The following is a 20,634-nucleotide window of genomic DNA, read 5'->3' as shown; positions in this document are numbered from 1 at the left end:
AACTAGCTGTATCGTGCAGCTAGTTTTTTGTATATTATTTCTTTTTAATTTTTCCTGACCAAGATTTAAATCCACCTTTTAATTGGTAGAAATCTGTGTAGCCTTGTTTTTTTAAGTATTGAGCTGCACGACCTGTACGGAATCCGCTTTGGCAATATAAATAAACCGGTTGATCTTGGCGAAGTTCTTTGTGGCGAAGGCGAATTTGTGATAATGGAATGTTACGCGCACCTAAAATATGTCCCGCGTTAAATTCATCCGCTTCGCGAATATCGATAAGCTGTGCTTTACGGTAGCCAGCGCGAAATTCATCTTCTGAAAGTGTTTTAATTAATTTTTTCTGATAGAAATACATCCATACAGTGTAGCCGATGAATGCTGCAATTGCGGCTAGTATAATAATCAAGTTTGTTGACACGATTCTATCGCTCCCTTTTTTCTTATCCTACTTTCAATATTATAATGCCCATATGTATTTATGCAACAGATTCATTTGTATATAAGAAGAAATTTCGTATTCTTTCACAAATTTTGTCGAATTTGGTAGACTAGAGAATGTGAAAAATAATTGGTTATATGAGGTGCAGGATGGGAAAAGAAAAATGGTGTTATATTAACTCTGGTCAATGTTCACCAGCATTTAATATGGCGTTAGATGAATGTTTATTAAATTGGCAAAGTGCAAAGAAAATGTCACCAACAATTCGTTTTTATGAATGGGAAGTACCAACATTAACAGTCGGGTATTTCCAGCGTGTTGAAAAAGATATAAATATGGATGTAGTTAACGAAAAGAAATATGGATTCGTTCGTCGTCAAACAGGCGGCAGGGGTGTACTACATGACAAAGAATTAACGTACAGTGTTATTGTGTCTGAAGATCATCCGAATATGCCAAAAACAGTTACAGAAGCATACCGAATTATTTCGCAAGGCTTATTGGACGGTTTTAAGGCATTAGGATTAGAAGCGTATTATGCAGTTCCGAAAACAGAAGCGGATCGTGAGAATTTAAAAAATCCGCGTTCAGGAGTATGTTTTGATGCACCATCTTGGTATGAGATTGTAGTTGAAGGAAGAAAAATAGCGGGTAGTGCCCAAACACGTCAAAAAGGTGTTATCTTACAACACGGTTCTATTCCGTTAGAAATAGATTTAGATGAGTTATACGACCTATTTTTATTCCCAAATGAGCGAGTAAAAGAGCGTATGAAAAACATGTTTTCTTCTAAAGCGGTAGCGATTAATGAATTAACAGACCGCACATTTACGATTGAACAGTTAATTAAAGCGTTTGAAACTGGATTTGAAAAAGGTTTAGATATAGAGCTTGTGCCGTATGAACTAACAGAAGAACAGCTTCATGAAGTTCAAACTTTAGCAAAAGAGAAGTATGAAAGTAATGAATGGAATTATAAAAAATAAGGAGATGGCGACCGCCATCTCCTTATTTTTATAGTAAATTAAGTACTTTTTCTACTTTGATTCCTTTATCTTGTAAAGAACGAAGGCGATTTACAACGTCCATAATTTCTTTGTCGAATGTAACGCTAATACCTTGGCTTTGTAGTTCTTTTTTTAATCCTTCAATAGAATCATCTATGTCGATGCCAAGCTCGTAATCTTGACAAACTTCAATTGTCTTTTTCACAAGTTTAACATAATTTTCTTGTAGTTTTGTATTTGTTTCAGTCAAAGCAGGTTGCTTCGGTTTTATAGGAGTAACCGGTGCTGTCTCTTGCTTTGTAACTGGAGTAGGTACTGCTTTTTTCACAGGTGCTGGAGTAGATAGTTCTATAGCTGCTTCAACACTTACTGACTTCGGCGTTGGTACCGGAGTAGGTTTAGGCGCAGCAGGTGTTTCTACTCGCGTAATAGGCTTTGGAGCAGGTGTAACTGCTTTTGGAGCTTCTACAACTGTTTCTTCTTGCTCAGCAGCTTCTTTATTTTCTTTGCTCCACATAACGCGTTCAACTTCTAGAGAAACATTGTTTTTGTTCATCGCTGTTAATGTAACTTTACCAACCTCAGCGTTCCCAGTGAAATCAACAATTTTATAAATAACACTCTTGTTCCAATCCACGTTTCCGCTCAAAAATAATTCTTCGTTACATTTCGGCGTTAAGCCCTCGATTTTAATTTCTGCGTTTACACCGTTTTCACTATATACCATAATTAGCGAAGCATTTACATCTTCGTCTGCTAACATTAGTTCACGTACCATTTTGCCGGTGCGTACTTGCGTTTTCTTCTTAACTGACATCTAATTTCTCCTCTCAAAAATTCAGTAATAATAAAAAAATCGTATAACGAAAAATAATTGCTCACGAAGATTTATGATACCGATAATAAAAGCATCACGTCAACAATTAACTTTAATTATTTTGCATTTTTCTTATTTTCTTTATGAAATTTTTCAATTTGTAAAATTATACAGAAGAAAAACAGCCGTTTGAAGGGCTGTTAAAAATTTGATTTTTTGTATAGTAATTTATATAAAATAAAAAATAGGATAGCGAGTAAGGCGTTTTGCCAAAAGGTTAGATGATAAATGAAATAAGGTTGTTTTTTAAAATAGATATTTAAAAATACAGCTGAACAAAATGGAGTAGCAAATGCGAATCCAAATAGAATCCTTCTTTTCCAATTCATTGTTTGATCAAAAGAGTAGCGTTTTAATAAATATAAAATGAAAAGTATACCTAGTACGATAAGTGAAATAGACAAAGTAGTCCCAGGAATACTAAAAGGTGGACTTAATCTTTCTGTATTCTTTTCAAAAAGAAAAATGAAAAGAGAAGCAACGGTATCCATTCCAAACTGTATAGCAAGAAGTAGGCTAATAATAAAGCTAATTAAAGAAAATTTTTCAAACTTAGTTGGAGTTGGCAAAGCCGCTATAAGTTCATCGCAATAAGGTTGTAGGTCATCACCAAAGATGTCATAAGCATTTTTATTTTCTGCTTGTGCTTCGATGAGGTGATCTAATATTTCTAATAATAGTTCTTCTACTTGATGTTCAGGTACGTTAGATAACCGAAGATATACTAGCATATCGCCATAAGCAGCTTCGTTTTCAGGTGTTAGAAGTTTGCGTTTTCTGTTGTTTAGTTCTATCATATCTTGAGCTTTCATCCCTATCACTCCCCTTGTAATAAGTTGTTTACCGTCGTTGAAACCATTCCCCAACTTTTTTTAAATTCTTCAAGTTGTTCTAATCCCTTATCAGTTACGTGATAATATTTTCGCTTCGGTCCAAGAGAGGAAGCCTTTAATGTACCTTCAATAAGTTTCTCTTTTTGCATGCGTAACAATAAAGGATAGATGCTTCCTTCACTTACGAATGTAAAGCCGTGTTTATTTAATTTTGTACTTAGTTCATATCCGTACACTTCTTCTTGTGAAATGATATATAGAATGCAACCTTCTAGTACACCTTTTAACATTTGGCTGTGCATGATTTCACCACCTTTTATCCAGGTAACTTGCCTTGCAAGGTAGCTGTTATCCAAATTATAACAGTCAGTAACTTGCAACGCAAGTTACTGAAGTGGAAAACTTTAATCTGTGTTAATTTTCATGTGCTTCCCATACTAATGAGAGGAGGGAAGCACATGAAACCATTTATGCCAAAACTCGTTTACTTTGAACCGAGGGCACTCGAATATCCGCTTGGAAAAGAGCTTTATGAGAAGTTTACGAAGATGGGATTAGAAATCCGTGAAACGACATCACACAATCAAATTAGAAATTTTCCAGGGGAAAATGAATTGCAAAAGTATCGTAATGCAAAAGCAACACTTGTCGTTGGGGTGAGGAAGACGTTAAAGTTCGATACATCAAAACCTTCAGCTGAATATGCAATTCCGCTTGCAACAGGGTGTATGGGACATTGTCATTATTGCTATTTGCAAACGACACTTGGGAGTAAACCTTACGTAAGGGTGTATGTGAATCTAGATGAAATCTTTGAGAAGGCAAAGCAATATATGGATGAAAGGGCCCCTGAAATAACAAGATTTGAAGCGGCGTGTACATCAGACATCGTTGGAATTGATCATTTGACACATGCATTAAAGCGGGCGATAGAGTTTATCGGAGAAAGTGAACATGGACGTTTACGCTTCGTTACCAAATATTCGCATGTTGATCATTTATTAGATGCAAAGCATAATGGGAAAACGCGTTTTCGATTTAGTATTAATTCACGTTATGTTATTAAAAATTTTGAACCAGGGACATCGCCATTTGAAGAGCGAATTGAGGCTGCTCGTAAAGTAGCGGGGGCTAATTATCCTCTTGGCTTTATTGTTGCGCCAATCTATATGCATGAAGGGTGGGAAGAAGGGTACCGTGAATTGTTTGAACGATTGTACAATGCGTTAAAAGACATGACGATACCAAATTTAACGTTCGAATTAATTCAACATCGTTTTACGAAACCAGCCAAAAAAGTCATTCAAGAACGTTATCCGAATACGAAACTTGAAATGGATGAAGAGAAGCGGAAATATAAATGGGGACGATACGGTATTGGGAAATACGTATATCAAAAGGATGATGTGGAAGTATTAGAAGAAACAATACGAGGTTATATATATGAGTATTTTCCCGATGCAGAAATTCAATATTTTACATAAGGGGAATCTGGATTCTTTTTTTGTTTTATATATTTAGGCTCGTTTCCACCTTGTCACGTTATTCTTTCTGGTGTATCATTTTATTGATTGCTTCGTACGGAATAAGCAAAATGAAATTGGATGGAGGAAACCGATGCCTACCCCTAGTATGGAAGATTATATTGAACAAATTTATTTGTTGATTGATGAAAAGGGTTATGCCCGTGTATCTGATATTGCTGAAGCGCTTAGTGTACATCCATCCTCTGTAACAAAAATGGTACAAAAATTAGACAAAGACGAATATCTAATTTATGAAAAATATAGAGGGCTTGTATTAACATCAAAAGGTAAAAAAATCGGAGAACGTCTCGTATATCGTCATGAATTGTTAGAACAGTTTATGCGCATTATCGGTGTGGATGAAAGCAAAATTTATAATGATGTAGAAGGAATTGAACATCATTTAAGTTGGGAATCAATTGACCGTATCGGTGATTTAGTACAATACTTTGAACAAGATGAAGTTCGAGTAAAAACACTTCGTGGTGTTCAAAAAGCAAATGAAGAGAAAAGTAATTAAGGGGAACGTGTGGCGTTTCCTTTTTTATTTCAATCGAAAAGGATGGGAGAATAATGAAAGCAATTATTTTTGATTTTGATGGATTAATTGTGGACACAGAAACAATATGGTTTCACTCTTTCAGAGATGCTGTTCGTGAATACGGCGGTGAGTTACCTTTAGAGGAATTTGCAAAATGTATTGGAACGACAGATGAAGTGCTTTATGCATATTTAAAAGAGCAATTAAAAGAAAAATTTAACGAGCATGCATTAAAGGGAAAAGTAACAACTTTACATAAAGAGAAAATGAAAATACCAAAAGCGCGTGACGGGGTAAAAGAATATTTAGAAGAAGCGAAAGAACTTGGATTGAAAATCGCATTGGCCTCTAGTTCATCTAGGGAGTGGGTCGTTCGTTTTTTAGAAGAGCTACAAATTAGAGATTATTTTGAAGTGATTAAAACGCGAGAAGATGTAGAGAAGGTAAAACCAGATCCAGCTCTTTATAAAGTTACGATAGAAGAATTAGGAATTGAACCATCAGAAGCTGTTGTATTTGAAGATTCATTAAATGGATTGAAAGCAGCGGTGGCAGCAGGATTAAAGTGTGTCGTCGTACCTAATGATGTGACAAGAAATTTGCAATTTGAAAACCATCACCTTCGTATCGAAAGTATGAAAGAGAAAAGTTTGAAAGAAGTGCTTCAACATATAAAGTGAAACTTTAATCAGTAGGGTTTTTCGCATCTTCCACTGATTATTAGCCCCGCACCAACCAGGATAAAAAAAGACCGTATTTCCTAAAAGGAAGCACGGTCTTTCTTTTTGTTTTTTTTACCTTCAATGACAGTTAAATGAGATTGTTTTCTTTTTCTTTTCAACGATGGAGAATTACCCTTTTTCCCCTTGTCATCAGAAGCATTTCGTTTCAAGAAAGAATTGCTTAGGGGTGCTACATTTTGTTTCCCGTGTTTGCGGTTCGATTGTTTCGCTGCACGCTTATATGAGCTTTGCGAATTTGCAGAACCACTAGAGTTTGTAAACATTTTGTAGAGTAAGTAAAAGATACCGACGACAGCTAACATGATACCAATGTTTTTCAATACTTCCATTGGATTTGTAATAACAGATGAAACAAGGCCGAATATTGCCAATCCGATAATAAGCACAAATATAGCGAATGTAAACGAACGACCGTTCATAAGGGACACCTCCTAAAAACATATATTAAAATTAGTATATTAACGATGAGGAAAGGAGTTGAACACCATTTTTAAATAATTATTGTTTGTTTTCTAAACGTAATAATTCTTCAAACGATGCGATTGCAACTTCCGCTTGATCATCTGTTGGTTCTTTCGTTGTTAATAGTTGCAGCCATAATCCTGGATATCCAAGTACTCGTAAAACAGGGACATCTCGTAATCGATTGGTAAATTGTAATACTTCAAAAGAAATACCGAGAACAACTGGAATTAATAAAATTCGGTTTACTACCCTTGCCCAAAGCGGATCTGTAGGGACGAGGAAATAGACAAACATTCCAATAATGACTGTAAATATAATAAAGCTACTGCCACAGCGATAATGGAGGCGAGTTTGCTTTTGAACATTTTCTACAGTCAGTGGAAGATTATTCTCATAAGCATTGATTACTTTATGTTCCGCACCGTGGTACTGAAATACCCGCTTAATAAGTGGGGTTAAAGAAATGAAGTATATATAGCTCAATAATAGCATGAGCTTAATGACACTTTCGACAATGATTTGCCCTGTATGAGATGGGAAAATCGGTCTCGTTAATTCAGCTAAAAGTGCAGGAACTGCTGTGAAAATTACTTTACCGAATATGAACGATAAAACGCCAACTGCTGCAACTCCTAATACCATCGTTAATTTTGATTGTTCTTCTTTTTTATTTGCAAGTTGTTCATCTTCTTCTGGGTGGACATCAAATCGTTCTGAAGCAAAGTTTAAATGTTTCGCTCCATTCGCACTTGCATCCACAATAGCGGCAATACCTCGTAAAAATGGAATTTTCTTTAGTAGAGATAATGCTTTATTACGAACGCGTGGTAAACGATAAAATTCAATCGATTTATCTTTACGACGAACCGCTGTAACAGTATATTCTCTACCGCCAAACATAACTCCTTCTATGACTGCCTGCCCGCCATATATTTGTTTTGACTCTTCTGCCATGTTAACACCAACCTGTATTTGTTTCTCTCTTATGTAGAAAAAGAGGCAATTGTCATACTTGGTTTTGTCATCTTGAAATAAGACAATCACCGAGTTTCCTTTATTTTATCGACAAATACAGGCAGATGACAAGGGAAAATGTTACGAGAGTCGGACATTTCTTATTCTTTTTATAGACAAATTTTGCAGGATTTAAACATGCCTCAAAATAGTTTCGGGCATACTATTGAGCGGAGGTGTCAATGTGAATCAAGAACAATCAACAATAAGAAACTTTGTACAAATTGGTTTATTTGGTGGCTTATTTTGGGGAGGTATATGGTATTTCCTTCATATATTCTCATTTACAGAAGCTGGACCTAACTATTTACTTTTACCGTTTGCATTTGGAGATTGGAAAGAAGGGGTTTGGGGAAATGTACTAGGTATCGTTTGTATGGGACTTCTTTCAATTTTAGTGGCATTTCTCTATAAAGCCCTTTTTAAAAAGTTTGAAGGAGTATTCCCTGGCGTACTATACGGTTTGTTTTGGTGGGCATTATTATTTTTGGGGATGGGGCTAATGGCACCTGTTATTAAAAGTGCACTCCATTTACCGAAAGAAACAATTGTAACGACAATATGTATCTTTATATTATATGGTGTTTTTATTTCGTATTCTGTAGCATTCGAATCGAATAATACAAATAGAGGAGAAGGGGTCGAGAAGACAAACTATTCAAATAAGTGATTCCTATGTTAAAATGTCGTATAGACATTTTTTAATATTAAGGAGTTTTAAGAAAATGAAAAAGTTACTCCTCGTAAATGGTCCTAACCTAAATCGCCTTGGCGTTAGGGAAGTAAATGTATACGGAAAAGGAACGTTAGCGACGCTTGAAACAGATATGAAACACGAAGCAGAGAAAATGGGAGTGGAGTTAGAATGTTTCCAATCGAATCATGAAGGTGCTATTATCGATCGTCTTCATGAGGCTGAAGATATATATGAAGGGATCATTTTAAATCCTGGAGCATTTACGCATTATAGCTATGCGATTCGAGATGCAATTGCGAGCATTTCGATCCCTGTTATTGAAGTACATATTTCTAACATTCACCAGCGTGAATCGTTCCGTCACGAATCTGTGACGGCGGCTGTTTGTGCGGGACAAATTGTTGGATTTGGTTTTTATGGCTATAAGTTAGCGTTATTTGCATTAATGGAGAAATTGAGGGAGGCATAAAGTAATGGAAAAGATCGGGAGATTAAGAAGTGCGTTTGATGAGGCTGGTATTGACGGTATCGTATTAACGAATGAACATAGCCGTAGATATATGGCGAATTTCACAGGAACAGCTGGTGTTGTACTAATTTCAAAAGAGCGTGCTCTATTTATTACAGATTTCCGTTATGTAGAGCAAGCTAGTAAGCAAGCGGTTGGATACGAAATAGTGCAGCATCCAGGATTAATTCTTGATGAAGTTGCGAAACAAGTTAAAGAACTTGGAATTCAAAAGCTAGGCTTTGAGCAAGATACTCTTACATATAGCTCTTACGTAACGCATAATGAAGCGATCGAAGCTGAATTCATCCCAACTTCTGGGCTTGTAGAAAAGTTACGCTTGATAAAGACTGATTCAGAGATTAAGATATTAAAGGAAGCTGCACAGATTGCAGATGCTGCCTTTGAGCATATTCTATCATTCATTCGCCCGGGAGTATCTGAAATTGAAGTGTCAAATGAACTTGAATTTTTCATGAGAAAACAAGGAGCAACATCTTCTTCGTTTGATATTATCGTTGCTTCAGGTCTTCGTTCGGCATTACCGCACGGCGTGGCATCTGAAAAAGTGATAGAAAAAGGAGATTTCGTTACATTAGACTTCGGCGCTTATTACAAAGGATATTGCTCTGATATTACTCGTACGATTGCAGTCGGTGAACCATCTGATAAATTAAAAGAAATTTATAATATCGTTTTAGAAGCACAACTACGTGGTGTGAACGGTATTAAAGCTGGTTTAACGGGTCGTGAGGCTGATGCATTAACGCGTGATTACATAACGGAAAAAGGATATGGTGAATACTTCGGACACTCTACTGGTCATGGAATCGGTCTTGAAATCCATGAAGCACCAGGTTTAGCGTTCCGTTCTGATACAGTACTTGAACCAGGTATGGCTGTAACAGTAGAACCAGGTATTTATATTCCAGGTGTTGGCGGGGTACGTATTGAAGATGATATCATTGTAACAAGTGAAGGCAATGAAGTAATAACGAAATCACCAAAAGAACTTATTATTTTGTAATACACAGGAGGATTTTTTTACATGATTTCAGTAAACGATTTTCGTACAGGTTTAACAATTTCAGTGGACAATGCCCTTTGGCAAGTAATGGATTTCCAACACGTAAAGCCAGGTAAAGGTGCTGCATTCGTTCGCTCTAAACTACGTAACCTTCGCACAGGATCTGTTCAAGAGAAAACATTCCGTGCAGGTGAAAAAGTAGAAAAAGCACACATCGAAAACCGTCGTATGCAATACTTATACGCGAGCGGTGAGTCTCACGTATTTATGGATAACGAAACTTATGAGCAAATCGAACTTGGCGAAAACCAAATCGAGCGCGAATTAAAATTCTTAAAAGAAAACATGGGAGTATCTATTATGACATACCAAGATGAAGTACTTGGTGTTGAGCTTCCGAACACAGTTGAATTAACAGTGTCAGAAACAGAGCCTGGTATTAAAGGTGACACAGCTTCTAACGTAACAAAACCAGCTAAATTAGAAACTGGTCTTGTTGTACAAGTACCAATCTTCATTAACGAAGGCGAAATGCTTATCATCAACACTGGTGAAGGTAAATACGTTTCTCGTGCATAGTAGAAAAGCACTCGTGATTATCACGAGTGCTTTTTTTATAGGAAGTAGGGAAGATAGTAAATTGCAGTTATAACAAAACTAACTGTGACGAGTGAAAGGGTACCCATAATATATGGAGTCAAAACAATTTGAAACGGGCGTATTTCACCAGTTTCAATACCGGTAAAAGTTTTATTCGTTACATGATCCATATTGTTATTTCTAAAGTTACTCATAATAATTAACCACGTAATTGCAAATATTGCTAGACTGCCAAGGAAAAAGCTCTCCAAAAATGACCAGCCGACCATTTTTGAAAAAAGATAAATAATAGCTAATTCTACTACAATTGTTAAACTAATTTTTAATGCTTTCATATTTTCCCCCCTCATTTTGTACGTCCAGCCAATTTGAAAAATTCTTGCGTGATACGACATGTAGTGAGCAAGGTGACTTTACTTCTTTCTCAAGTGCAGCATGTTCGCCTGGAAACTTGTTTTCCACATGCAATGAAATATAAGGTAGTTTCTCTTGCGCCTTTAAAGAGCGAATGTTAGTCGTTTTGGCACCAGCGAATACGTATGTGAGTTGTAAGTCTAAGAAAGCAACTTTAAAGATTTCTTTTTTAGCGGCCTCGTTATATCCTTTTCCCCAGTATGGATAGCCGATCCAACTGCCAATGTGAGATTGCTTTTTCTCATAATTAATATGTTTAAGTGTGGTGAGGCCAATTATTTCATTTTCTTCATTTACAATCACTCTTGATAAGGAGTGCTTTTTTCGTTCCTCTTCAATTGCAAAAAGAATGAATGTTTTTGTATCTTCCACTGATTCTACTTTTAGCCCTAATGCATTTTTTACATGTGGATTGCTTGATAGCTCAAAAATCACATTTGCATATCGTAAATCGAGCGGTAATAAAGTAACTTGCTTCATCATCTATGCTCCTTTTCTATTAAATATACCATAAATTAATTAGAATATTCAGTTTTAGATTAAGTCGATAGAGAAAAATTATGTTTTTACTTCTGAAATAGACAACCTCTGCATATGGTTGTACAAATATATTCTTTTTCAGAATAAGGAAGTAGTAACTGTTATGGGAGAAGGTGGGAGAATGAAACAGTGGCTAGCGGCAATGGAAACATCCGTGCTTGTTATGGGATTACTTCGGTTGTTTTCAGGAAGCGCGGAAATATTCGCCGCTTTGCTTATGCTTTACGTGAATGATGCGAAGAAAGCATTGTTTATAAATGGTATGTTGGCGTTTGTTGGACCGACCGTATTAATTTTAACAATGACAATTGGCATAGCGAGTGTAGCAAGTGAGATTTCTTTCTTGAAACTCTTTTTTCTAGCACTTGGAATTGGCTGCATTTTTATCGCGTTGTTGAAATAGTAAGTCGAGTATAGTGGGGAGAAGCTTATGAAAGAAGTATTAGAAGTTTTACCGAAAACGATGAAACAGTTAGTTGAAGACTGTAAACAATACGATACTCTAGAGGAAATTCGCGTTCGAATTGGAAGGCCACTAGAGTGTATCGCACATGGAGAAGTGTTTTTCTATGACTATATCGCTACAGCGGAAGATGCGATCCATTTATTGAATAAATTAAGCCAATTCTCAATTTATACGATGGAAGAGGAATTGAAACGTGGATATGTGACACTACGAGGAGGACATAGAATTGGCCTAGCTGGAAAAGTCATTACAGAAAAAAGTGCAGTGAAAATGATTCGGGATGTCTCTTCTTTTAATATTCGTATTGCCCGTCAAAAAATAGGGATTGCTGAGCCGCTTCTGCCATATCTTTATGAATCGCGATGGTTAAACACGATGGTAATTGGCCCACCGCAAACGGGGAAAACAACACTTTTAAGAGATGTAGCACGCTGTATGAGTCAAGGTGTAAGTGCTTCGAAAATTCCTTCATGTAAAGTGGGGATTGTTGATGAACGATCAGAAATTGCGGGTTGTGTGAAAGGAATCCCGCAATATGACTTTGGCGTGCGAGTAGATGTATTAGACGCTTGTCCAAAAGCTGAAGGAATGATGATGATGATTCGTTCTATGAGCCCAGACATATTAATCGTAGATGAAATTGGACGTAAAGAAGATAGTGAAGCGATTATGGAGGCGGTACATGCAGGTGTTCAGCTTTTTATAAGTGCACATGGATTTTCTTATGATGACGTTGTGAAACGTCCATCGTTACAGGCGGTGCTGGAACTTGGTGTATTTGATAGGTTTGTGGAATTATCAAAAGCGAGAGGGCCAGGAACAGTTATGCAAGTGAAAGATAGAGATGGAAAACCAGTATTATCCCATAGAAAGGTTCAAGGCGTATGGTGAAAATATTTGGTGCGGTATTAATAGTTGCTGTTAGCACTTTTTTCGGATTTTCATACGCTAAAAGGTACAGTGAGAGACCGCGGCAACTTAGGTTATTGAAGGCAGCATTGCAATCATTAGAAGCTGAAATTATGTATGGACACACGCCGTTATCTGAGGCTGCAGAGCGTTTAGTCAAACAAATGCCGAAGCCGTTAAATTGGATATTTCAAAGCTTTTCGAAACGGCTAGAGGACGGGGAGCAAACAGTTAGAGAAGCTTGGATTGATAGTTTGAAGGAGAACTGGACGTTAACGGCGTTTAAACAAACCGAGTATGAAATCTTACAACAATTTGGTGAAACACTTGGACAACATGATCGTGAATCACAGCAAAAACATATTCGCTTATGTATTACACATTTGGAGAGAGAAGAAGGAGAAGCGAAAGCATTACAACTACAATATGAAAAAATGATAAAGAGTTTAGGGGTACTAGCAGGGCTACTTATCGTAATTTTACTGCTATAGGGGGGAGAAAGGCGATGTCCATTGATGTTGGATTAATATTTCAAATCGCCGGAATCGGCATTGTTTTAGCTTTCATTCATACTGTACTAAAAGAATTAAAGCGAGAGGATATTGCAAATTGGGTTATCCTTGTCGGTTTTGTCGTTATTTTGTTTCATGTTGCATTTTTAATTAATACTCTATTCGACAAGATTAAAAGTGTCTTTCTCTTCCAGTAAAGGAGGCGGTTCGAATCGAAATTATACAAATTGTCGGATTAGGCCTCGTTGCTACATTTTTAGCTGCTGTTTTAAATCAGCATAAGTCTAGTATTACATCGTTATTTATTGTGTTCATTGGTAGCATGATGTTTCTTCTCTTAATCGATCAAATTCATTCTATTTTACAAATGATTGAGAGAGTGGCGAGTGAAGCGAAGGTTAGCAACGTATATGTAGAAACGTTATTGAAAATTATAGGGATTGCTTATATCGCTGAGTTTGGTGCGCAAATTACAAAGGATGCTGGTCAAGGTGCAATCGCTTCGAAAATTGAATTAGCTGGGAAAATCTTAATTCTCGTCATGGCAATTCCTATTTTGACGGTTGTAATTGAAACAATTCTCGGTTTTTTACCTACGGGATAAGGGGGAGTGAATGTTGAGGAAGTTTGGAGCTAAGCTATTATTTGCTTGCTTCCTTTTCTTTTCTTTACCGATTGTTGTACAAGCTTCTCCTATAGAAACAAACGTCGTTGATCAACAATTGGATAAGCTCGGAATTGAAGATGTGAAGCAATTTTGGGACGGGCTTGTTACAAAGTATGGAGGCTATTTACCAGAGAGTCAAAAAGGAAGCTTTATGGAGTTTGTAAAGGGAGAAAAAGAGTTCTCCATAAAAGAGTGGATGATAGGTCTACTAAAATATTTATTTCATGAGCTTGTTGCAAATGGAAAGTTACTTGGAACGCTCATTATGCTCACGATTTTCAGTGCATTGTTGCAATCGTTGCAATCTGCTTTTTCAAAGAGTAGCGTGAGTAAAATCGCTGATGCAGCCGTATACATGGTACTTATTATTTTCGCTTTAAATAGTTTTTATGTCGTCATGACATATGCAAGAGAGACGATACAAACAATGGTAGATTTCATACTAGCGTTATTACCAATTTTACTCGCACTCATAGCAACAGGCGGCGGTGTTGTTTCTGTATCGTTTTTTCATCCGATTATCATTTTCTTAATGAATACGAGTGGGCTTCTTATGAACTATATCGTTCTACCACTTTTATTACTTGCAACTATATTAAGTATTGTAAGCACGATGAGTGATCAATATAAAGTTACGAAATTGTCCAAGCTTTTGCAAAACGTTAGTGTTGGGATTATTGGTATCTTTTTGACGGTTTTTTTAGGCGTATTATCTGTACAGGGAACAGCGTCAGCCGTTGCTGATGGTATAGCTGTGAAAACGGCCAAGTTTGTAACAGGAAACTTCATTCCTGTAGTAGGAAGGATGTTTACTGAGGCGGCGGATACTGTTATTAGTGCATCTGGATTATTAAAAAACACAGTCGGAATTATCGGGCTCGTTATTTTATGCTTAATTGTCGCTTTCCCAGCGATTCAAATTTTTTGTATCGCGTTTATTTATAAATTCGCAGCAGCAGTATTGCAACCAGTAGGCGGAGGAGCAATTATTCAATGTTTAGATATCATTGGACGAAGTATCATTTACGTATTTGCTTGCTTAGCTATCGTATCATTTATGTTCTTTTTAAGTATCACAATTATTATTGCTGCCGGGAACATTACTCTCATGATGCGGTAGGAGGTGAAGAGTATGCAATTTGTTACAGAGTGGATTAGAAATATTATCGTTTTTTTACTCTTAGCGACAATGCTTCATCTTATTCTTCCAAATTCAAATTTGCAAAAGTACGTTAAATTCGTTGTAAGTCTATTGTTAGTCGTATTAATTTTAACGCCTCTATTTAAGTTGTTACAAACAGATGTAAATGAAGTTATCGCAAATTTCAATGAGGAAAAGTACGTAGCAGATGGATCTGTAAAAAATTCGATAGATTCGAAGAAAAAAGAAATACAAGCTCTAACACGTGCATATAGTTTAGAAGAGATGGCTACCAAAATGAAAAAAGACGTAGGAAAAGAGTTTGAGAAAAAGTATGGTATGACAGTCTCTGAAATACAAATAGTCGCAGTGGAACATGCAGAAGAAGTAAAGTCAGCGAAAGATATTCAATCTGTTGTTGTGACGTTGAAAGAAAAAGAACGTAGTAAAAATGATGCAATCGAAACAGTAAAGCCAATTGAAATTAATATGAAAGAACCTCCAAAAAAAATAGAAGAAACGAATGTAGAAATGAAAGATTTCTTTTCAAGCAGGTGGCAACTAGAGGATAAACAAATCCAAGTTCAGATGGAAGGGAGGACAGGTAGCGTAAATGGACAATAAAGATAAAAATTCGAGGTTCTCATTTTTTCGAAACCTATTAAATGGGGATGGAAAAGAAAGTAATGAGAAGGGGAAAAAGGTAACACCTAAGTTTTTGCTTGTCCTACTCATACTTGGGATTGCGCTTATGTTTTCTAGTAATTTCTTATCACCTAAAAAAGAAGAAGTGCCTGTGTTTAAAGAAAAGACAAGTCAAAGCCAAGATAAAGATGTACCAACTTTCGGTCAAAAAAACAATGATAATATGTCAAATGTAGAAAAATACGAAAAAGCGTATGAACAAGAATTGAAAGCTTCTTTAGAAGAGATAGCCGGAGTAAAAGATGTAACTATTAAAGTGAACTTAGATTCATCTGAAGAAAAAATACTCGAGAAAAATACAGTAAAACGTTCACAAACGACAGGTGAAACTGATAAAGCAGGCGGGAAAAGGGAAGTAGAAGACGAGTCTCTTGATGAAAAGACAGTCATTATACGTGAAGGTGATAAAGAAACTCCAATTGTTTTGCGAACAGAGAAACCGAAAGTACGAGGTGTTCTGGTCGTAGCAAAGGGAGTGGATAATATACAAATAAAAGCAATGGTAAAAGAAGCTGTGACGCGATTATTAGATGTACCAGCTCATCGCGTTTCAGTATCACCGAAAAATTGATAGGGAGGAAATAAAGTGTTAAAAAAACAAACGGTTTGGCTATTAACGATGTTAAGTTTAGTGGTTGTACTATCTGTTTATTACGTAACAACTCCTGATAAAATGAATACAGCAGCACCGGCAACGGGTGAAAAGATGGGACAAGAAAAGCAAGGTGTTGATAAAGCAGTTACAAAAGAAACAACGAAAGAAACTACAAATAAAGAGACAACAAAAGAAAATACAAGCAAGGAAACTACAAATAAAGAAACAGACAAAAAAGAGAATGACAAAAAAGAAACAAGTAAAAAAGAGGCTAGCGTAACAGTTCAATCAAGCGATGAGAATTTTACAGCGCTACGTATGCAAATGGAAGATCAGCGTAGTGTAGAGAAAGAAAAGTTACAAAATGTAATGAAGTCATCAAAATCTTCAGCAGAAGAAAAGAGTAAAGCGAAAGATAATCTTGATGCAATCACTACGATGGAAACGAAGCAACAATTACTTGAGACAGTGATTAAATCTCAAGGCGGATATAAGGATGCTCTTGTAAGAGCTGATGGAACGGACATTAAAGTAACAGTTAAATCGGCAAAGCATTCACAAAAAGAAGCGAATAAAATTATTCAGCTCGTAAGAAGTGAAGGTGGTTCAAAAGATGTAGGTGTGAAATTTGATCCATCAGTAAAATAAATTGAAATTATAATAGGTGTTGCTGCTTCAAATTAGATAAAAGAATAATAGAAAAAAGCTATCGTTTTCGATAGCTTTTTTCTATTTCATCTTTGCAGTTGTATTTAGTATTTTCAATTGGAAACGGGGAAATACGCTGTGAGTAAAAGATTAATGGTTCGTGATGATGGTGATTAGTTTTTCCAGATTTGACGTGAATGAAGAGGACCAATGTCCAAATCACTACGGCAGGCAAGAACAGGATGAGCCATATCATATGTCCGCACCTCACTACAATAAATTTGCTACACTTTGAACATACTATTCTTTTATGAAGGAAGAATGAACGGCGCGTAAACAAAAAAATAATATTTGGTAAAAATATGTTTTTTTACCGTAGATAAAATGAAGAATGCTGAGGGAATTACGTTTTTACACTTTGCAGTTTTGAAAAAGTAAAGAATGTTTTTTAGGAAGTGGTCTTGCCAATTTTGTGTGAAACTTGGTATTATTACTAGGTAATAATTTTTTGGCGGAATAATATTTTTACAGGAGTTTCGATTTATAATAAAGAAATATAAATTGGAATGTTTAAAAAATTTAGCGTAAGATGGGAATAGTAAATATTTCTATTAGTAAATGTCATAGGAATAAATTTTCTAATAGAATACATCGTATTTTTACAGTAAATCAGTTTGATGCCAATCTGTAAAAACGGGACAAACAAGAGTATGGGAGTGGATTTTACATGTTTAAAATTCAAGAAGTTCGTGAATTAATTAAATTAATTGATAGCTCTAATATTGATGAATTTGAATACAAAAAAGACGGTACAGCAATCAAAATGAAAAAACGTGGTAATGAAGTTGTTGCTGTGCAAGCACCGGTAACGAAACAGGTAGTACAACCAGCAGCATCTGTTGAAGTAGAAACAGCAGTAGCGGCAGCGCAAGTAGAAGCGCCAAAACAAGAAGAGAAGACAGCTGTTCAAAATGAAAACCTACATAAAATCACATCACCGATGGTAGGGACATTTTATTCCTCTTCTTCGCCTGATACACCTCAATATGTAAGTGTTGGGGACAGAGTATCGAAAGATTCTATCGTATGTATTGTTGAGGCTATGAAATTATTTAACGAAATTGACGCAGATGTAGAGGGCGAAATTGTTGAAATTCTTGTTAATAACGGACAGCTTGTTGAGTATGGACAACCGCTATTTCTTGTAAAAGCGTAATAAGGGAGTCTTTGTGATGATAAAAAAAGTATTAATAGCCAATCGTGGGGAAATTGCTGTACGAATTATTCGTGCTTGTAAAGAAATGGATATTGAAACAGTTGCAATTTATTCAGAAGCAGACAAAGAGTCACTTCATGTGCAAATTGCAGATGAAGCGTATTGTGTTGGACCAACGATTTCAAAAGAAAGCTATTTAAATTTGACGAACATTATTAGTGTTGCGAAATTAACAGGTTGTGATGCAATTCATCCGGGATATGGATTTTTAGCAGAGAATGCAGATTTTGCAGAATTATGCCGTGAGTGTAACTTGATTTTTATCGGTCCAAGCCCAGAAGCCATTTCAAAGATGGGCACAAAAGACGTTGCACGTGATACAATGAAAGAAGCAGGGGTTCCGATTGTACCAGGTTCACAAGGGATTATTAAAAATACCGAAGAAGCGATCGAGCTTGCTAATCAACTTGGATATCCAGTTATCATTAAAGCGACTGCAGGTGGCGGCGGAAAAGGTATTCGTGTTGCGCGCCATGAAGAAGAGCTTGTAAAAGGAATTCAAATTACACAGCAAGAAGCCAGTACCGCTTTTGGGAACCCTGGTGTATACTTGGAGAAGTACGTTGAAGATTTCCGCCATGTTGAGATTCAAATAATGGCAGATACACATGGAAATGCCATTCATTTAGGAGAGCGTGATTGTACAATTCAGCGCCGTCTGCAAAAATTATTAGAAGAAAGTCCATCACCTGCACTTGATGAGAATATTCGCAAGCAAATGGGTGAGGCAGCAGTTAAAGCGGCGGTAGCGGTTGATTATACAGGTGCTGGTACGGTTGAGTTTATTTATGAATATAAAACGAAAAGCTTTTATTTCATGGAGATGAATACGAGAATCCAAGTTGAACATCCAGTTACTGAAATGGTAACAGGGATGGATTTAATTAAAGAACAAATTCTTGTTGCTTCTGGAGAAAAGTTATCGTTACAGCAAGAAGAAGTACAATTTAATGGTTGGGCAATGGAATGTCGAATTAATGCGGAAAACCCTGCCAAAAAATTTATGCCATCTCCAGGTAAAGTAGAAATGTACTTACCACCAGGCGGATTTGGTATTCGCGTCGATTCAGCTGTATATCCGGGATATTCAATACCACCTTTCTATGATTCGATGGTTGCTAAATTAATTGTTCACGGAAAAACACGTGAAGAGGCAATTGCAAAAATGAAGCGAGCGCTCAGTGAGTTTGTCATTGAAGGCGTACATACAACAATCCCGTTCCATTTGCAATTGCTAGAGCATCCTGATTTTGTAAAAGGTGAGTTTAACACGAAATTTTTGGAAGAGCATGAACTTGTGACGCAGTGATACATTAAAGGAGGTTTTTTTCATGGCTGAACATATGTTAGATATGGGTCAAGATACAACTCTTGGAAAAGTAGAAATTGCACCAGAAGTAATCGAAGTAATTGCAGGTATTGCAGCTGCTGAAGTAGAAGGTGTAGCGGCAATGCGTGGTAATTTTGCTACAGATGTTGTTGAGAAGTTAGGTAAGAAAAATCATGGTAAAGGTGTAAAGGTTGAATTAGCAAACGAAGATATTATTGTTGACCTTTATGTTGTGATGTATTTTGGTGTAGCGATTCCGGTTGTTGCACAAAAAATTCAAGACAATATTCGCCAAGCACTCTTTACAATGACAGGACTTGAGCCAAAAGAAGTGAACGTTCACATCGTTGGCGTAACATTCGAAACACAAAAAACAGAAATCGAACCAGTGTAAGAGTGGAAAAAGGTGCCTAGTAAAATAGGCATCTTTTTTATCGTTTCATTTCTTCACAAATTAAAACCCTCTAATTATTATACTATTTCAAAAAAAAAGAAAAATAAAACGGTATGTTTCATTTTTCCAAAAAACGTACATTGTGATAAGATATGGAACTTGAAGTTAATCTTTTTATTATTTTTCAGCCTTGTACCCCGTGTGTGAAACGATAAATTGTGTTATTATCATTGTATTATAAGGTTGGAAAATCAATGAAAACTGCAAGAGTAAGTGAATTGACGGCTTATAAATTATAATAATATAACAAAACATAAGGAAAGACTTGAAGTATAAAGGAGAGTTACAATGAAACGTAGGACGGCTAGAGAAAGAGCAATGCAAGCATTATACCAAATGGATATTACAGGTGAATTAGAACCGAAAGTAGCGGTGGAAAATACGCTAGATGAAGGCGAAGAAACTAATGAGTTTCTAGAATCACTTGTTGTAGGATTTGTAGACAACAAAGAAGAAATTGACGCAGCAATTCGTCAAAATTTAAAAAAGTGGAAGCTTGAGCGTATTAGTATTGTTGATCGCAGTATTTTACGTGTAGCTGTGTGTGAGATGAAATACATGGAAGAAATTCCGCACAATGTAACAATTAACGAAGCAATTGAAATCGCAAAAACATTTGGGGATGAGGAATCTCGTCGTTTTATTAACGGCGTTTTATCTAATATAAAAGATACACTGTAATTTCTTTAAGGGGGAAACT

General features: G+C 36.2%; 30 protein-coding genes. 21 read left to right on the top strand and 9 right to left on the bottom strand.

The features are described 5' to 3' along the window. Positions 1–34: 34 nt before the first annotated feature. The gene (locus MKY70_RS21735; RefSeq protein WP_002015038.1) at positions 35–418 is read right to left on the bottom strand and encodes a rhodanese-like domain-containing protein; all 384 of its coding nucleotides are present in this window, start codon (positions 416–418) and stop codon (positions 35–37) included. Between the two features lie 170 nt (positions 419–588). Here MKY70_RS21735 and MKY70_RS21730 point away from each other — a divergent pair, with 170 nt between their 5' ends. Beyond that, entirely contained in the window at positions 589–1,425 is an 837-nt protein-coding gene (locus MKY70_RS21730) for a lipoate--protein ligase family protein (protein ID WP_002015039.1), read from the top strand. A gap of 28 nt (positions 1,426–1,453) precedes the next feature. On the opposite strand, the gene MKY70_RS21725 is transcribed toward MKY70_RS21730, so the two are convergent. The 3 genes from MKY70_RS21725 to MKY70_RS21715 form a co-directional block, all read right to left on the bottom strand. Further along, positions 1,454–2,263: a hypothetical protein gene (locus MKY70_RS21725; RefSeq protein WP_002192502.1), complete on the bottom strand. Its 810-nt coding sequence runs from the start codon at positions 2,261–2,263 to the stop codon at positions 1,454–1,456. 200 nt (positions 2,264–2,463) lie between these two features. Further along, positions 2,464–3,135 carry a hypothetical protein gene (locus MKY70_RS21720; protein WP_061689637.1) on the bottom strand — a complete coding sequence of 224 codons (672 nt, stop codon included), beginning with the start codon at positions 3,133–3,135 and terminating at the stop codon, positions 2,464–2,466. Positions 3,136–3,140: 5 nt separating this feature from the next. Further along, positions 3,141–3,458, bottom strand: coding sequence for a PadR family transcriptional regulator (locus MKY70_RS21715; RefSeq protein WP_000556081.1), 318 nt, complete (start codon positions 3,456–3,458; stop codon positions 3,141–3,143). A 156-nt stretch (positions 3,459–3,614) separates the two neighbouring features. On the opposite strand from MKY70_RS21715, the gene splB reads away from it, so the two are divergent. From splB to MKY70_RS21700, 3 genes are all read left to right on the top strand, one after another. Beyond that, positions 3,615–4,640: a spore photoproduct lyase gene (gene splB / locus MKY70_RS21710; RefSeq protein ID WP_002015042.1), complete on the top strand. Its 1,026-nt coding sequence runs from the start codon at positions 3,615–3,617 to the stop codon at positions 4,638–4,640. Positions 4,641–4,773: 133 nt separating this feature from the next. After that, positions 4,774–5,202, top strand: a complete 429-nt coding sequence (mntR, locus tag MKY70_RS21705; protein WP_002143106.1) for a transcriptional regulator MntR — start codon at positions 4,774–4,776, stop codon at positions 5,200–5,202. Between the two features lie 53 nt (positions 5,203–5,255). Continuing rightward, positions 5,256–5,903 (top strand): HAD family hydrolase, encoded by a 648-nt coding sequence (locus MKY70_RS21700; protein WP_002111771.1) that lies wholly within the window; start codon positions 5,256–5,258, stop codon positions 5,901–5,903. Between the two features lie 80 nt (positions 5,904–5,983). Here the strand turns inward: MKY70_RS21700 and MKY70_RS21695 are convergent, their stop codons facing one another. After that, on the bottom strand, positions 5,984–6,385 hold the full coding sequence (locus MKY70_RS21695; RefSeq protein ID WP_002015046.1) for an SA1362 family protein: 402 nt from the start codon (positions 6,383–6,385) through the stop codon (positions 5,984–5,986). 79 nt (positions 6,386–6,464) lie between these two features. Then, entirely contained in the window at positions 6,465–7,385 is a 921-nt protein-coding gene (locus MKY70_RS21690; protein WP_002015047.1) for a DUF1385 domain-containing protein, read from the bottom strand. Between the two features lie 244 nt (positions 7,386–7,629). Between MKY70_RS21690 and MKY70_RS21685 the strand changes: the two genes are divergently transcribed. Genes MKY70_RS21685 through efp form a run of 4 tightly spaced genes read left to right on the top strand, consistent with a single transcriptional unit; the run spans position 7,630 to position 10,256 of the window. After that, positions 7,630–8,115, top strand: a complete 486-nt coding sequence (locus tag MKY70_RS21685) for a YqhR family membrane protein (protein WP_002015048.1) — start codon at positions 7,630–7,632, stop codon at positions 8,113–8,115. Between the two features lie 55 nt (positions 8,116–8,170). Beyond that, positions 8,171–8,611: a type II 3-dehydroquinate dehydratase gene (aroQ, locus tag MKY70_RS21680; RefSeq protein WP_002015049.1), complete on the top strand. Its 441-nt coding sequence runs from the start codon at positions 8,171–8,173 to the stop codon at positions 8,609–8,611. Positions 8,612–8,615: 4 nt separating this feature from the next. Next, positions 8,616–9,677, top strand: a complete 1,062-nt coding sequence (pepQ, locus tag MKY70_RS21675) for a Xaa-Pro dipeptidase (protein WP_002088584.1) — start codon at positions 8,616–8,618, stop codon at positions 9,675–9,677. Between the two features lie 21 nt (positions 9,678–9,698). After that, the gene (gene efp, locus MKY70_RS21670; RefSeq protein WP_002033989.1) at positions 9,699–10,256 is read left to right on the top strand and encodes an elongation factor P; all 558 of its coding nucleotides are present in this window, start codon (positions 9,699–9,701) and stop codon (positions 10,254–10,256) included. A gap of 35 nt (positions 10,257–10,291) precedes the next feature. Here efp and MKY70_RS21665 read toward each other — a convergent pair whose 3' ends face one another. Next, complete coding sequence (locus MKY70_RS21665; protein WP_016100630.1) at positions 10,292–10,612, bottom strand: hypothetical protein; 321 nt, start codon at positions 10,610–10,612, stop codon at positions 10,292–10,294. After that, positions 10,593–11,171, bottom strand: coding sequence for a GNAT family N-acetyltransferase (locus MKY70_RS21660; RefSeq protein WP_176280945.1), 579 nt, complete (start codon positions 11,169–11,171; stop codon positions 10,593–10,595). Before MKY70_RS21660 ends, MKY70_RS21665 begins: the two co-directional genes overlap by 20 nt. A 181-nt stretch (positions 11,172–11,352) precedes the next feature. Here MKY70_RS21660 and MKY70_RS21655 point away from each other — a divergent pair, with 181 nt between their 5' ends. From MKY70_RS21655 to MKY70_RS21615, 9 genes are read left to right on the top strand one after another with little or no spacing between them, the layout of a single operon-like run. Next, complete coding sequence (locus MKY70_RS21655; RefSeq protein WP_000816054.1) at positions 11,353–11,634, top strand: YqhV family protein; 282 nt, start codon at positions 11,353–11,355, stop codon at positions 11,632–11,634. 27 nt (positions 11,635–11,661) lie between these two features. Continuing rightward, positions 11,662–12,588 (top strand): stage III sporulation protein AA, encoded by a 927-nt coding sequence (gene spoIIIAA, locus MKY70_RS21650; protein WP_341025691.1) that lies wholly within the window; start codon positions 11,662–11,664, stop codon positions 12,586–12,588. Further along, positions 12,582–13,097, top strand: coding sequence for a stage III sporulation protein SpoIIIAB (gene spoIIIAB / locus MKY70_RS21645; RefSeq protein ID WP_002088574.1), 516 nt, complete (start codon positions 12,582–12,584; stop codon positions 13,095–13,097). The genes spoIIIAA and spoIIIAB overlap by 7 nt, the downstream gene beginning before the upstream one ends. Before the next feature lie 14 nt (positions 13,098–13,111). Further along, complete coding sequence (spoIIIAC, locus tag MKY70_RS21640) at positions 13,112–13,315, top strand: stage III sporulation protein AC (protein WP_000020914.1); 204 nt, start codon at positions 13,112–13,114, stop codon at positions 13,313–13,315. A gap of 23 nt (positions 13,316–13,338) precedes the next feature. Further along, entirely contained in the window at positions 13,339–13,722 is a 384-nt protein-coding gene (gene spoIIIAD / locus MKY70_RS21635; protein WP_078172833.1) for a stage III sporulation protein AD, read from the top strand. A gap of 10 nt (positions 13,723–13,732) precedes the next feature. Next, the gene (gene spoIIIAE / locus MKY70_RS21630) at positions 13,733–14,905 is read left to right on the top strand and encodes a stage III sporulation protein AE (RefSeq protein WP_341025687.1); all 1,173 of its coding nucleotides are present in this window, start codon (positions 13,733–13,735) and stop codon (positions 14,903–14,905) included. Positions 14,906–14,917: 12 nt separating this feature from the next. Further along, positions 14,918–15,550 carry a stage III sporulation protein AF gene (spoIIIAF, locus tag MKY70_RS21625; RefSeq protein ID WP_002015059.1) on the top strand — a complete coding sequence of 211 codons (633 nt, stop codon included), beginning with the start codon at positions 14,918–14,920 and terminating at the stop codon, positions 15,548–15,550. Continuing rightward, positions 15,540–16,202: a stage III sporulation protein AG gene (spoIIIAG, locus tag MKY70_RS21620; protein ID WP_002088572.1), complete on the top strand. Its 663-nt coding sequence runs from the start codon at positions 15,540–15,542 to the stop codon at positions 16,200–16,202. Before spoIIIAF ends, spoIIIAG begins: the two co-directional genes overlap by 11 nt. A gap of 15 nt (positions 16,203–16,217) precedes the next feature. Further along, positions 16,218–16,874: a SpoIIIAH-like family protein gene (locus MKY70_RS21615; RefSeq protein ID WP_002015062.1), complete on the top strand. Its 657-nt coding sequence runs from the start codon at positions 16,218–16,220 to the stop codon at positions 16,872–16,874. Between the two features lie 58 nt (positions 16,875–16,932). Here the strand turns inward: MKY70_RS21615 and MKY70_RS21610 are convergent, their stop codons facing one another. Then, positions 16,933–17,130, bottom strand: coding sequence for a hypothetical protein (locus MKY70_RS21610; RefSeq protein WP_012261697.1), 198 nt, complete (start codon positions 17,128–17,130; stop codon positions 16,933–16,935). A 471-nt stretch (positions 17,131–17,601) separates the two neighbouring features. On the opposite strand from MKY70_RS21610, the gene accB reads away from it, so the two are divergent. From accB to nusB, 4 genes are all read left to right on the top strand, one after another. Continuing rightward, positions 17,602–18,090: an acetyl-CoA carboxylase biotin carboxyl carrier protein gene (gene accB, locus MKY70_RS21605; RefSeq protein ID WP_002192509.1), complete on the top strand. Its 489-nt coding sequence runs from the start codon at positions 17,602–17,604 to the stop codon at positions 18,088–18,090. Positions 18,091–18,106: 16 nt separating this feature from the next. After that, positions 18,107–19,459, top strand: coding sequence for an acetyl-CoA carboxylase biotin carboxylase subunit (gene accC / locus MKY70_RS21600; protein ID WP_002015065.1), 1,353 nt, complete (start codon positions 18,107–18,109; stop codon positions 19,457–19,459). A 22-nt stretch (positions 19,460–19,481) separates the two neighbouring features. Further along, complete coding sequence (locus tag MKY70_RS21595) at positions 19,482–19,874, top strand: Asp23/Gls24 family envelope stress response protein (RefSeq protein WP_000807630.1); 393 nt, start codon at positions 19,482–19,484, stop codon at positions 19,872–19,874. Positions 19,875–20,222: 348 nt separating this feature from the next. Continuing rightward, the gene (gene nusB, locus MKY70_RS21590) at positions 20,223–20,615 is read left to right on the top strand and encodes a N utilization substance protein NusB (RefSeq protein WP_002067080.1); all 393 of its coding nucleotides are present in this window, start codon (positions 20,223–20,225) and stop codon (positions 20,613–20,615) included. Positions 20,616–20,634 lie beyond the last annotated feature (19 nt).

The sequence above is a fragment of the Bacillus sp. FSL R9-9492 genome (assembly GCF_038007365.1).
In the GTDB taxonomy this organism is placed as follows: domain Bacteria; phylum Bacillota; class Bacilli; order Bacillales; family Bacillaceae_G; genus Bacillus_A; species Bacillus_A mycoides.
Note: the sequence above shows the minus strand (reverse complement) of the source record. Positions and strands in the feature narration are given on the sequence as shown.